Source organism: Arsenophonus apicola (genome assembly GCF_020268605.1).
In the GTDB taxonomy this organism is placed as follows: domain Bacteria; phylum Pseudomonadota; class Gammaproteobacteria; order Enterobacterales; family Enterobacteriaceae; genus Arsenophonus; species Arsenophonus apicola.
Genome location: NZ_CP084222.1, coordinates 270188 through 283344, shown reverse-complemented (window position 1 = coordinate 283344; position 13157 = coordinate 270188). Strand labels below are relative to the sequence as shown.

At 37.2% G+C, this 13157-nt stretch carries 11 protein-coding genes and 1 tRNA gene; 2 read left to right on the top strand and 10 right to left on the bottom strand.

Annotation, left to right across the window (positions count from 1 at the left end):
- Positions 1-66: 66 nt before the first annotated feature.
- The 10 genes from hflC to orn all read right to left on the bottom strand — a co-directional run bounded on the left by hflC (position 67) and on the right by orn (position 10954).
- Entirely contained in the window at positions 67-1068 is a 1002-nt protein-coding gene (hflC, locus tag LDL57_RS01175) for a protease modulator HflC (protein WP_225506817.1), read from the bottom strand.
- A 2-nt stretch (positions 1069-1070) separates the two neighbouring features.
- Positions 1071-2288, bottom strand: coding sequence for an FtsH protease activity modulator HflK (gene hflK / locus LDL57_RS01170; RefSeq protein ID WP_180558536.1), 1218 nt, complete (start codon positions 2286-2288; stop codon positions 1071-1073).
- Between the two features lie 85 nt (positions 2289-2373).
- Positions 2374-3666 (bottom strand): ribosome rescue GTPase HflX, encoded by a 1293-nt coding sequence (gene hflX / locus LDL57_RS01165; RefSeq protein ID WP_225506815.1) that lies wholly within the window; start codon positions 3664-3666, stop codon positions 2374-2376.
- 94 nt (positions 3667-3760) lie between these two features.
- Positions 3761-4057: an RNA chaperone Hfq gene (gene hfq / locus LDL57_RS01160; RefSeq protein WP_026821863.1), complete on the bottom strand. Its 297-nt coding sequence runs from the start codon at positions 4055-4057 to the stop codon at positions 3761-3763.
- 109 nt (positions 4058-4166) lie between these two features.
- Positions 4167-5108: a tRNA (adenosine(37)-N6)-dimethylallyltransferase MiaA gene (miaA, locus tag LDL57_RS01155; protein ID WP_180558537.1), complete on the bottom strand. Its 942-nt coding sequence runs from the start codon at positions 5106-5108 to the stop codon at positions 4167-4169.
- Positions 5101-7044, bottom strand: coding sequence for a DNA mismatch repair endonuclease MutL (gene mutL / locus LDL57_RS01150; RefSeq protein ID WP_225506806.1), 1944 nt, complete (start codon positions 7042-7044; stop codon positions 5101-5103). The genes miaA and mutL overlap by 8 nt, the downstream gene beginning before the upstream one ends.
- A gap of 21 nt (positions 7045-7065) precedes the next feature.
- On the bottom strand, positions 7066-8355 hold the full coding sequence (gene amiB, locus LDL57_RS01145) for an N-acetylmuramoyl-L-alanine amidase AmiB (protein ID WP_180558539.1): 1290 nt from the start codon (positions 8353-8355) through the stop codon (positions 7066-7068).
- A gap of 14 nt (positions 8356-8369) precedes the next feature.
- A complete protein-coding gene (gene tsaE / locus LDL57_RS01140; protein ID WP_180558540.1) occupies positions 8370-8828 on the bottom strand; it encodes a tRNA (adenosine(37)-N6)-threonylcarbamoyltransferase complex ATPase subunit type 1 TsaE in 459 nt (152 codons plus the stop codon).
- A 1348-nt stretch (positions 8829-10176) separates the two neighbouring features.
- Positions 10177-10252, bottom strand: a tRNA-Gly gene (locus LDL57_RS01135).
- Between the two features lie 156 nt (positions 10253-10408).
- Positions 10409-10954 carry an oligoribonuclease gene (gene orn, locus LDL57_RS01130; RefSeq protein WP_180558541.1) on the bottom strand — a complete coding sequence of 182 codons (546 nt, stop codon included), beginning with the start codon at positions 10952-10954 and terminating at the stop codon, positions 10409-10411.
- Positions 10955-11084: 130 nt separating this feature from the next.
- On the opposite strand from orn, the gene rsgA reads away from it, so the two are divergent.
- Complete coding sequence (rsgA, locus tag LDL57_RS01125) at positions 11085-12134, top strand: small ribosomal subunit biogenesis GTPase RsgA (protein ID WP_180558542.1); 1050 nt, start codon at positions 11085-11087, stop codon at positions 12132-12134.
- A gap of 98 nt (positions 12135-12232) precedes the next feature.
- Positions 12233-13150, top strand: a complete 918-nt coding sequence (gene asd, locus LDL57_RS01120; RefSeq protein WP_180558543.1) for an archaetidylserine decarboxylase — start codon at positions 12233-12235, stop codon at positions 13148-13150.
- The last annotated feature ends 7 nt before the right edge of the window (positions 13151-13157 follow it).

Here is a 13157-nt window from a genome sequence, read left to right as displayed (position 1 = left end):
TAAAGCCCGCCTAATGCGGGCTTATCCAGAGTCATTTGGCAATCATTTTGCTTATCTTTTAAATGATCACTGTACCGCTCTTTGTTTAGTTGGTGCTCGCATGTAGCGGAAAAAATCTGTATCTGGACTTAATACCATCACATCATCACCATTTTTACTAAAACTCTTCTCGTATGCCCGCAAGCTACGAATGAAAGCATAGAAATCAGGATCTTGATTAAATGCATCAGCAAATAGCTTGGTCGCCATCGCATCACCTTCACCGCGTAATCTCAACGCAGTGCGCTCCGCTTCTGCCAATGTTTCAGTCACAGTTTTATCTGCTGCTGCACGGATCTTCACTGCCTCTTCTTGACCTTGTGAACGATGCTGACGCGCTACCGCCTCTCGTTCAGCACGCATACGCTGATATATCGCTTCCGAAACTTCACTTGGCAATTCAATACGTTTGATACGAACATCAACCACTTCAATCCCTAATGCCGCCATACTGTTTGGATTCACAACTGGCGAATTACCTTTGATCTCTTTATCAAAACGGGCTGCTGCCGAGGCAATAGCCTGATCAGCCTCTTTTGTCGCTTCAGTATCTGAACCTTTATTAAGTGCATCACGTACATCGACAGTCAAGCGCCCGCGAGAATCAGTAATAATATCTTTCACATTTAAACGGCCAAATTCTGAACGCAGGCGATCACTAAATTTACGTTTCAGTAAGGTTTCAGCTTGATAAGGATTACCGCCACCGGTCGCAACATAGTAACGACTAAAATCAGTAATTCGCCATTTTAAATAAGAATCAACCATTAAATCTTTATTTTCTCTAGTCAGATAGCGATCTGCCTGAACATCCAATGTCTGAATACGAGCATCCAACATTTTTACCGTTTCAATAAATGGTATTTTGAGATGCAAGCCTGGCTCATAAATAATAGGTTTATTATCACCATCACGTACAACCTTACCAAAGCGTAAAATGATGCCTCTTTCGGTCTGTTGAACTGTGAAAATTGACATATACAACACAACTAATGCAGCAACAATAATAACAATCACTGATTTACGCATGATTATTGTCTCCCTACACGAGCTGAATTACTGCCCCGAGCATTATCCCGCGTACCATAGCTATACGAATAAGGCGATTCAGTAGAAATATCCGATTGCTGAATAACTTTTGGTGGCGTTATTTTTTGTACATCTGCTACTTTATTTTGGTTGCTATTGCGTAGAATTTGTTCTAACGGTAACACTAACATACTATTACTCTTGTCGTTAACAATAACCTTACGCGTATTACCTAGCACTCGCTCCATTGTCTCAATATATAAACGCTCACGAGTAATTTGAGGAGCTGCTCGATATTCCGGCAACATTTTAGCAAAACTGGCCACTTCACCTTCAGCCTTGAAAACCACACTGGACTTATAAGCTGTTGCCTCTTCAATCAATTTCTGCGCATTACCTTTTGCTAATGGCAGGACTTCATTACGATAAGCTTGCGCTTCACGAATGGTCTTCTGTTCTTCTTCTCGTGCTGCAATAACATCATCAAATGCCGCTTTAACCGCTTCCGGTGGACGAGCAGCCTGGAAGTTAACATCTAATATTGTTATACCCATATTATAAGGTCTTATCGTATTTTCTAACTCTTTTTGTGTTTCATCACGGATAAAGGCGCGTTTCGTTGTCAACACCTGTTCCATTGCTGATTGACCGATAATTCCACGTACTGCGCTATCTATTGCCTGACGTAAACTGTTATCCGGGTTAGTAACATTAAATAAATATTGAGCCGGATCTGTGACTCGATACTGGACGTTCATTTCAACTTGGATAACATTTTCATCCGAAGTTAACATCATACCGCTAGTCGCTTGTTCACGTATGGTTTCAACATTAACCGGAATGACTTTTTCAATAAAATTCGGCTTCCAATTTAAACCCGGTTCAACAGTATGACTATATTTACCAAAACGGAAAACAACGCCACGATCACTCTCTTTTATCGTATAAAAACCACTTGCAGCCCAAATAATAACCATTGCTGCAATAATAATAGCGATAAAACGGCCGTTTATATTGACGCCATTTTGATTACTCGAACCATTTCTACCTTTATTATTCCCACCTAAACCACCAAGTTTGCGACTTAACTTGCGGAACAGATCATCAAGATCAACTGTTCCTTTTTTCCGATTACCTTTATTACCACTGGAGTTGCCGCTATTGCCGCTTCCCCACGGGTCGCGGTCCTGTCCGTTATTACCGGGCTGATTCCACGCCATGTTATAGCTCCATTCGTTATGATTGGTTTTTCAGGGCTAAGAGCAAATATATTTACTCTTAATTTGTTCAATCTATTGACCACATTTAATGTGTTGACTTAACAATGTACTCAAGTAAAGGTTGTTCTTGCTTACAAAGCCTTTGCCAGTCAACAATCGGCAGCTTCACTTCAAGCATGATACTGCCATCTTTATCCATTTCTTCATATTCGATTGCCTGAAGTTGATAAAACCGACTGCGCAAACGACCCGCTTCTGGCGGTAAACGCAATTCATAGTGTGCAATTTCACCAGAAAGACGTTCTGTCAGCGCCTGTAATAATAATGGAATTCCTTCACCTGTTTGGGCTGAGAGCCAGACCCGAATAGGGACATTATTCTCATTGCGATCAATACGGGGGGTAAATCCATTCAACATATCAATTTTATTCATGACTAACAGTGCTGGAATTTCATTAGCCTCAATTTCCTCTAATACACTTTCAACTGCTTGGATATTTTCTTCCATACGGTTATCCGCAGCATCGACAACATGTAATAATAAACTGGCTTCACGTGTTTCCTGCAATGTTGCTTTAAATGCCGCAACAAGATCGTGAGGAAGATGACGAATAAAACCGACAGTATCAGCCAACACTACCGCTCCAACATCATCTATATCAATACGCCGTAATGTAGGATCTAACGTCGCAAATAATTGATCTGCCGCATACACTTCAGACTTTGTCATTTGATTAAACAGACTAGACTTACCTGCATTAGTGTAACCTACCAATGATATGGTGGGAATACCCGCTTTACTTCTAGCTTGTCTACCCTGCTCTCTCTGTTTTTCAACCTTAGCCAACCGAGAAAGGATTTGCCGAATTTTACCTCGGATCAATCGACGATCCGTTTCAAGTTGAGTTTCACCAGGTCCACGCAGGCCGATCCCGCCTTTTTGTCGTTCAAGATGAGTCCAGCCACGGACCAAACGGGTAGAAATATGCCTTAACTGAGCTAATTCAACTTGTAGTTTACCTTCATGGGTTCGAGCGCGCTGTGCAAATATATCTAAAATTAAACCCGTACGATCAATAACTCGACACTGACATAATCGCTCAAGATTTCTTTCCTGGGCAGGGCTTAAAGTATGATCAAAAAGAACCACATCGGCATTACTAACTTTAACCGCTGCCGCAATTTCTTCCGCTTTACCTTCGCCAACAAAATATTTAGCCTGTGGTGATTTGCGATTACCTGTGATTATCTGTACTGGCTTGATGCCCGCAGAGATGACTAATGATTCAAATTCAATGAGGTTTTCAGTATCTTTTTCATTAGAGAAAAAAACATGCACAAGAACAGCTAATTCCCCACCTTCATGTCTGTCAAACAAAAGCACAACTCCTTAGACTTAAAAAATACCAAACAGGCAAAATACAGATAAAGTTCCCTTTATCTGTATTTTTTTGTTCAGACAATTAACTGAATTATTCAGTCGCATCACTATCCTGTGGAACTGCCACATTACCTGTATTGTAATTACCTAGGCCTGTATTACCCCCTTGGTTACTATGGTGAGATACAGGACGAGAAGGTACTACAGTAGAAATAGCATGCTTATATACCATTTGGCTTACTGTGTTTTTCAGTAAAATAACAAATTGATCAAATGATTCGATTTGACCTTGTAATTTGATGCCATTGACCAAATAAATGGAAACCGGAACCCTTTCACGACGTAACGCGTTTAGGAACGGATCTTGCAAAGATTGCCCCTTAGCCATTCTCTATTTTCCTTATTTTGTTGTTTTTAACTAAGAACCTTTATGGTTCGAAAAAATTAACTACTCAAAAAATTGTGCCTTTACCATCAATTGTACATAAATAGCAAACCTATGCACTAATAAGATGCAATATTGTGTTAAGAGCTCCCTTAATATCATCGCTATCAAGTCTATGCACGTTTTTCCATCCTTTTAACCATGTAATTTGACGTTTAGCCAATTGACGTGTTGCACATATACCACGATAAACCATTTCATCATAGTTGATTTCACCAGACAAATATGACCACATCTGACGATAACCAACGGAACGAATCGCAGGTAGATCCTGATGGAGATCCCCCCTAGCATAAAGAGCACTAACTTCATCCTCAAAACCTGCATTCAACATTTGTAGAAAACGCATCTCGATACGTTGATGAAGAATTTTACGTTCTTGTGGTGAAATCGCAAACTGTAACACATTATAAGGTAATTCTGCCTCTACAATTTTAGTCAATTCTGTCAGGTTCTTTCCAGAAACTAAGAAAACCTCCAAGGCTCGAGACAAGCGCTGCGGATCATTAGGATGGATTCTAGCTGCCGATATAGGATCAACCTCTTGCAAACGTTTATGAATTGCCTTCCAACCAGATTGCTTCGCTTGCATTTCAATTTCTGCCCGAATTGTAACATCGGCTGCGGGTAAGGGTGACAACCCCTCTAGCAACGCTTTAAAATATAGCATAGTCCCTCCAACGAGTAAGGGAATACGACCTGAAGCAACAATTTTTTCCATTTCTGTTAAAGCATCACGGCGAAAATCTGCCGCAGAATAAGATTGTGAAGGATCCAAAATGTCAATTAATCGGTGTGGAGCAATTTGTTGCTCTTCCAGTGTTGGTTTCGCTGTTCCTATATCCATGCCGCGATATATTAACGCAGAATCTACACTAATTATTTCAACAGGTAATTTTTGACGCAATGCCATTGCCAATGCTGTCTTTCCCGACGCCGTTGGTCCCATTATAAAAATCGCTTGCGGTTTAGGTTGAAAAATCTGTTTACTCATGGGTTAAAGCCGTTATCAACGATTCAAAATCAATTAGTTGTAGTAATGTTTTCGGTGGTTCTTTAACTAATTCAGGGTGAACTCGCTCAAGATCCGCTAGTAACTGTACCCCTTGTGCAACCGTCCACACTTGCTTTTCATTTACTAAATGATCTGCTAACCAAACAACTAATTCCTTAACCTGACAAGAAGAATTTTGAGCAAGATATTCCAACAGCTTTGGAAATAATTCAGCCAAATTTTGCGATCTCAAGGGACAAGATACAGCCCTAATTGTTGCTTTGTTATGAGAAATATTAATGTCAAAACCTAATGTAGTTAATAATACCTTTACTCGATAAAAAGTTTCAATTTCCTTTTCTGTTAATGCAAGTTTTATTGGTATAAGTAAAGGTTGAGATTTTAATCCTTGGTCAGTAGGAATTAATTGACTTCGTTTCAAATATCGCTCAGCTTCCGCTAATGATAACAAACCTATGCCAAATGATGATTCAATAAATGCGAAATTTTTAGAATAAATCGTTAATATTTTACCAAATGTATAATTTCTATCATTTTTTTCAACAACAATCGATTTTACTGCTAATTTTTCAGTTTCTATGGGGTTTCGTTCTGGAAAAAGTGGGATTTTTTCTTGTTTACATGGCTCATTTTGCATCAATTGCTGATAAAGCTCGCCCTGTTTTTTGTTATAGATTTTTTTAGCGATTTTTCCATTGTTGTAACAAGAAAATGCCGTCGTTTCCGATGGCGAAATTTGGCTAGTTGCATTTAATTCTGTTATTGCTTGCGCTTTTTGCTCTTCTACAACTAAATGCGGTTTTGAATCATTTGAGGCGAAAAAATTTTCACCGGCAGCTAACCGATTTTGCAATCCTAAAACAGGATGAGTTTCCTGTTTTGAACTAACAGCGACTTGATTAAATTGTTTTTGGTTTTGTTGTTGGCTTAATACCGTATTCACACCCTGATAGATAAAATCATGAACTAATCTTGCTTGGTGAAAACGAACTTCCTGTTTGGCTGGATGAACATTCACATCAACCTGATGAGGATCAATTGTTAAATAAAGAACATAAGCAGCTTGCTGCTCTTCTGGCAGACGATCAGCATAGGCCTGGCGAATGGCATGATTAATTAATCGATCACGCATCATGCGACCATTAACATAACAATATTTAATTTCAGCAGTCTTACCTAAATAGGGATTAGTGATCCAGCCTTTAATTGCTAAATCACCATGTTGCCAATATAATTGCAGCGCATTTTGCATAAAAGTACTACCGCAAATAGCAGCCAGACGTCGTTCATATTGTTCTTCACCCTTTGTCGCACGATACTGGCGCACTAATTTACCATTATGGTGCAAGTTAATTGCAACATCGAAACGCGCTAAGGCGATTCTACGTACCACCTCATCAATATGGCTAAATTCGGTTTTCTCAGTACGTAAAAATTTACGGCGAGCTGGCGTATTATAAAACAGATCAAGAACTTCAACTGTTGTTCCTATTGGGTGAGCAGCCGGTTTTAACGTAACATTCATCTCACGCCCTTCAGCATAAGCTTGCCAGGCTTCTGTTTGTGTTTCGACGCGTGAAGTTAGTATTAAACGAGAAACAGAACTAATACTAGCCAGCGCTTCTCCTCTAAACCCCATACTCATAATAGCGGCAAGATCTTCTAACGTAGCTATTTTGCTAGTAGCGTGTCGCTCCAACGCTAGTGTTAAATCTTGTTTGGCTATACCACTACCATTGTCATGAATACGAATGAGTTTTGCACCACCACGCTCAATTTCAATATCAATACGACTGGCGCCAGCATCAAGACTATTTTCGACTAACTCTTTCACAACCGATGATGGACGTTCAACAACTTCACCCGCAGCAATTTGATTAGCTAACTGAGGAGAAAGAATTTGTATTGCTGACATAATGACCTCTGCGGTATTCCATCATTTTGGCGCTGCTTGTAAGGGGTGCAGGATAAAATAATTACGTAATCCTTGATGAATAGCTATTGCCAAACGTTCCTGATAATCATCAGAAACTAAAAGACGTTCTTCAGAAATATTACTAATAAAACCTGTTTCCACAAGAATAGATGGAATGTCAGGAGAACGAAGTACCCCAAGACTGGCATGCTCCGGATCATATTTATGGATATTACCAATTTTATTTAATTCTGTTAGTACTTTTACCGCGACAGCATAACCTACACGCTGGGAATTGCCAAATTGCAAATCTAAAACAGCTTGGCTAAGATATGGATCTGCACCATTAGCTAATGCATCACCTGCACCACCTAATAATTCAGATTGCTTCTCATGTTGTTCAAGCCAATTACCCAATTCACTATTCGCTCTTCGATTGGAAAGAACCCAAACAGAAGCACCTCGAGCACGATTATTAGGTGCTGCATCAGCATGAATTGAAACGAGCATATCAGCTGCTTTTTGTCGTGCCACTTCTGAACGGCCCGCTACAGAAATAAAATAATCGCCATTGCGAGTCATCACCGGCTTAAACATCGGATCCGCTTTTAAATAGTTCTCTAATTTACGCGCGATACTCATTGTTATATTTTTTTCTCGATGACCATTTTGCCCAATTGCGCCGGGATCTTTACCACCATGCCCAGCATCAATTGCCACGACAACTTGCCGGGTTCCTTTAGGTAAATTTTTATATATTGAGGGGGCTGGAGAGTAATTGGCTAACTTTTTCTCAGTTTGTGAATTAATTGCTAACGATTTATTGATTACTTCAGTTGTTGGCTGAGATATCTGAGGCTGTGATGCGCCAGCATGACTATTCTTTAAGGTAAAAACTATTTGATAATGATGATTTATTTGTTCAACTACCGCACTTGCTGTCACTGCATTTGCCAGTTCGATAACAATACGTTGATACTGACTATTCGGAGGCTGACTAGTACGAACCCCTTTAACCAAATTATTATTTATAAACTTCATTGGCAATCCAGTTACCTGATCAGATTGACGGAAATCGATAACTAAACGCTCAGGTTCATGGAGTGGAAAAAAACGGTACTCTGGATTACCTGCAGCAAAGTGTAAAGTGACTTTTGCTTCTGATAAATTATCATTGACGTGAATATTGGATAAAGTTGCAGCCTGTGCACTAGACAACAATAAGTTGTTATGTAGTATCATTGTCATTAATAAAAAAAATACATGAGTTTGCCATCTTTTTATTATATTAATCATCGAAGTCGTCATCATGATTAGTATTCCTATTACGACAATTTTTCTAATAACGTTTCCCCATATGTTGATAACGCGACAAAGCGTGCTTGTCTTGCATTATTGTCATATGATAGATAGAGTTCAAGATCAGCGCATGGTAATATCCCTTCACCTTTTTTTGGCCACTCCACTAAACATATGGCCTGCCAATCAAAATAATCACGAATACCCATAAATTCAAGCTCTTCAGGATCAGTTAAACGATATAAATCAAAATGGTAAACGGGATTAGGAGCCAATAAATACGATTCAACTAACGTATAAGTTGGACTTTTTACATGTCCTTGGTAACCTAAACCTTGCAAAAAACCACGACTAAAAGTCGTTTTCCCGGCGCCCAAATCGCCATACAAATAAAGAATAAAAGATTGCTGACAAAGATGAGCTAAACGATGCCCTAAAGCTATTGTTGCTTTTTCATTAGCAAGCAATAATATAAGTTCTTTCATAAAAATATTGCCATTTTTTGTAATTTTTTATTTAATAGTTTAACTCATAAAATATATCATAAAATACTATTACTTACCGACTATTATAGCGATATTTAATGTTATTTTTAGCAATATTACTTACATCATATGTTTATGATTTAACTAGTTAATCTTTTTCAGTTACTTACTTTTACCAATATTCTATCATTTGAAGTGAACAAATTTATATAAAAAACAAACATATGAAATTTTTGATTAATTTCAAAAAGTTAATGTTTTTTATGTAATATTGTTGCTAAATAATTAGTAGATAAAACTTCATTAAATAACATTATGAAATTTTCTTGTGTTAAACAATTAAAGTTATTTAATTGAGAGTAGCTTTTTTACATGACTAAACAGGTGCTATATATCGAAACATAAATAAATACCCGCTAGTAAAAAAATATTATATTGTTTTAGATAGTTACACCTTGAAATATATCAATAAAATAACATTTTCGTTATCAGTAAAAACATTATCAAAATAATAATAGCGTCTTGTCTGCAATATCTGGTTTTTAACATTAATATTTTCAAGAGTTAGATACTTCAATTTTACTTGTGTATAAAATAAAAATGCATTGACCATGAAAAATAATTATATAATCAACCATCAAAAAATATAAATATTTTTTACAGTATTTTCAATAGGTTAAATGATATTTATGAAGAAAAGCAACAATAGTGATAGCGATAAAAAATGTATTTGCCTGTGGATAACTCTGTGCAACAAAGCAAAGGAGACACTGCGTGCCATAACCAAAATTCAATTGTAAATGAATAAGTTATTAAAACATTTTAACTAAGAAAATGTAGCAGCTTTAGCCATAAAATTTCTAAGATTAATGTAGATAACAACATCTATTCACCTAAAATACATTTTAAATACTAAAACAATTTCCCTGCCAAGAATGACACCACATGGTTCACTTCACTGATAAAGTATATGCCGTAACACCTACTTCAAAATTGGGGGAGTGGAATTCTATGCCTAGCAGATACGATTTGCAAGTCCTATGTGCCCGATTTTTCAAATAAATTTTATCTCGACTAGCTATATAATTGTTGACTATGGAACAAGAATATGACTTCTTTTGGTAGCTAATCTCCTATTTAAAAATAGACGCTTTTTATCAGAGTGCAACAAAAAATTTTATTCTTATAATTAAATAAAATTCAAAACAGAAAAATAAAATTCACCAACAAAATAGGTATAAATGGCCACTAAACTTTGAGTGAAGAAGAAGCTGACAGAATGAAAAATATGAAAAAAAACAATAAATTATATCACAGACTTTTAAGTTGATTACGATAAAGGAGAATTTGGAGCGGGAAACGAGACTCGAACTCGCGACCCCGACCTTGGCAAGGTCGTGCTCTACCAACTGAGCTATTCCCGCATATTTATAACAACAATATTACCAATCACCATGGGTTGCGAATTATACGAAAAATTGCCGAACAGACAAGTACTTTTAGCCATAAAAAATCTATTTTTAATCTAAATGCTGATTAAAACAGCAAATCGCTCATAATCAGCATAATAATAACTCGACTTAAAGATTGATAAAGTGTTGGCGATAATAAACTAGTTCTGCAATAGATTCCCGTATATCTTCTAAAGCCTGATGGGTATTCCTTTTTGTAAAACCGGGCAATATATCAGGCTTCCAACGGCGAGCCAGCTCTTTTAGGGTACTGACATCTAAATAACGATAGTGGAAATATTTTTCCAACTCAGGCATATATTTGAATAAAAAACGTCGGTCTTGAGCAACACTATTACCACAAATAGGTGAAACGCCCCTAGGTAACCATTTTTCTAAAAAAGCTATTGTGGCTAACTCTGCTTTTTTTTCATCATATTGACTAGATTTAACTCTATCAATCAGCCCACTTTCAGTATGCGTTTTAACATTCCACTCATCCATAAGAGATAACTGTTGCGCCGATTGATGAATGGCAATCACTGGCCCTTCGGATAAAATAGTTAGATTGGAATCAGTGACGATTGTTGCGATCTCAATGATACGATCCTGTTCTGGATCTAATCCTGTCATTTCCAAATCTATCCAAATCAAATTGTTCTCTCGATTGACCATGTTATATCCTGGGTTCCATTCTAAACTGAAAGCATGCAATACTTAGTGTATGATAGCTTCTTAAAAGCACAACTATGATAACTTTTGATAATGAATGCAATCAACAAACCAATAAAACTAGTGAGGTCAGGTGGCTAAAAAGAAATTTACCAAAGGCCAACAACGCCGAATACATGCAAACCATCAAACTAAGCTAAAAAAACAATCCCAGCAAGATATTGATGATAATCAACTTGGCATTCCTCAAGACGGGTTAGTTATTAGCCGTTTTGGTCAGCATGCAGATATCGAAACAAATGAAGGTGACATTCAACGCTGCAATATTCGTCGAACAATCCATTCATTAGTCACAGGTGATCGTGTTATTTGGCGTCCTGCGCTATATCAGCAATCTGATATAAAAGTTAACGGTGTCATTGAAGCAGTCTATGAACGATCATCCATCTTGACTCGCCCCGATTACTATGACGGACTCAAGCCAATCGCGGCTAATATCGACCAAGCGATCATTGTCTCAGCCATCTTACCTCAATTATCGTTAAATATTATTGATCGTTATTTGGTTGCCTGCGAAACACTTAATATTGCACCAATTATTATTTTAAATAAAATTGACCTGCTCGATAAAGAGAACAGGAAAGAGATTAGTAAAGTAATAAAACTTTATCATAATATTGGCTATGAAGTTTTAGAGGTTTCTAGCCATACTAATGAAGGAATAGATAAACTTATTGAGCTCCTTATAGGAAAAATATCTATTTTTGTCGGGCAATCTGGTGTTGGTAAGTCTAGTTTGATAAATAACTTACTACCTAATAATGAAGAAAAAATTTTAATCAACCAAGTATCTGATAATTCAGGATTAGGTCAGCATACAACAACAACTGCGCGTCTTTACCATTTTGCTAAAGGAGGCGATCTTATCGATTCACCAGGTATTCGTGAATTTGGCTTATGGCATCTGACAAAGGAACAAATAACTAAAGGGTTTGTCGAATTTAGGCAATACTTGGGATACTGTAAATTTCGTGATTGTAAGCATTTAGATGATCCTGGATGCGCTTTGCTAGAGGCAGTAACTGCTGGAAAAATAACAAAATCACGTTTTGAAAACTATCATCGTATTTTAGCAGGCATGGAACAAATAAAACCACGTAGACCTTTTATAGATAATAAATAGTTATAAATATAACCATGGAATTCATAAAAAGCATAGGTACAATGGCTATCTTTTTTTGATTACAACCCAATAACATTAGAATCAGACTAGAGGTTAATGTGCTGGAAAAAATAAAGATTAAACTACAATATCTATTACCAAAACAAGGGCTAACACAATTAGCTGGTTGGCTGGCAGAGCAAAAAGCGGCTGGATTTACTCAGTTAATGATTAAGCTTTTTGCTAAATTTTATAAAGTTGATATGACAGAAGCAAAAGAAAGCGAATTTTCAGCTTATTCTACCTTTAATGAATTTTTTACTCGCCCATTAAAAGAAAATATTCGCCCTCTTGTTGTAGGCAACAATCAACTTGCTCTACCTGCTGATGGTGTAATAAGCCAATTAGGCTTAATTGTAGATGATCAGATCTTACAAGCTAAAGGTCATTCTTACAGTTTAGAGGCATTATTAGCCGGTAATCATCTATTGGCCGATAAATTTCGTAATGGGACGTTTGTAACTACTTACTTATCTCCACGTGATTACCATCGTGTCCATATGCCTTGCGACGGTTTACTAACTGAAATGATTTATGTTCCTGGTGATCTCTTTTCCGTTAACCAACTAACTGCAACAAACGTGCCCAATCTTTTTGCCCGCAATGAGCGTCTAATCTGTATTTTTGACACGCGCGTTGGGAAAATGGCACAAATTTTAATAGGAGCAACCATTGTCGGAAGTATAGATACTAGTTGGTGTGGCTGCGTCAATAATGAACGGGAAGGGATTATCAAACGCTGGACTTACCCAGGAAAAGATAAGACAGGTGCAGTCTATCTGAAAAAAGGCGAAGAAATGGGAAAATTCAAACTCGGCTCAACCGTTATCAATTTGTTTGAATCTAACCATATCAAACTTAATTCTGTACTAGAGCCAGAAAGCATAACTCGAGTTGGCGAATTATTAGCTGAATCAATTGATCCAAATACTGGGCAACATACTAATCCACAAAATTTAATAGATGGATCTGAATAATTTTATC

What these genes read in the sequence shown, in the direction of transcription:
- hflC (WP_225506817.1), bottom strand. Translation starts at nt 1,068, where the DNA reads ATGCGTAAATCAGTGATTGTTATTATTGTTGCTGCATTAGTTGTGTTG.
- hflK (WP_180558536.1), bottom strand. Translation starts at nt 2,288, where the DNA reads ATGGCGTGGAATCAGCCCGGTAATAACGGACAGGACCGCGACCCGTGG.
- hfq (WP_026821863.1), bottom strand. Translation starts at nt 4,057, where the DNA reads ATGGCTAAGGGGCAATCTTTGCAAGATCCGTTCCTAAACGCGTTACGT.
- miaA (WP_180558537.1), bottom strand. Translation starts at nt 5,108, where the DNA reads ATGAGTAAACAGATTTTTCAACCTAAACCGCAAGCGATTTTTATAATG.
- mutL (WP_225506806.1), bottom strand. Translation starts at nt 7,044, where the DNA reads ATGTCAGCAATACAAATTCTTTCTCCTCAGTTAGCTAATCAAATTGCT.
- amiB (WP_180558539.1), bottom strand. Translation starts at nt 8,355, where the DNA reads ATGATGACGACTTCGATGATTAATATAATAAAAAGATGGCAAACTCAT.
- tsaE (WP_180558540.1), bottom strand. Translation starts at nt 8,828, where the DNA reads ATGAAAGAACTTATATTATTGCTTGCTAATGAAAAAGCAACAATAGCT.
- orn (WP_180558541.1), bottom strand. Translation starts at nt 10,954, where the DNA reads ATGGTCAATCGAGAGAACAATTTGATTTGGATAGATTTGGAAATGACA.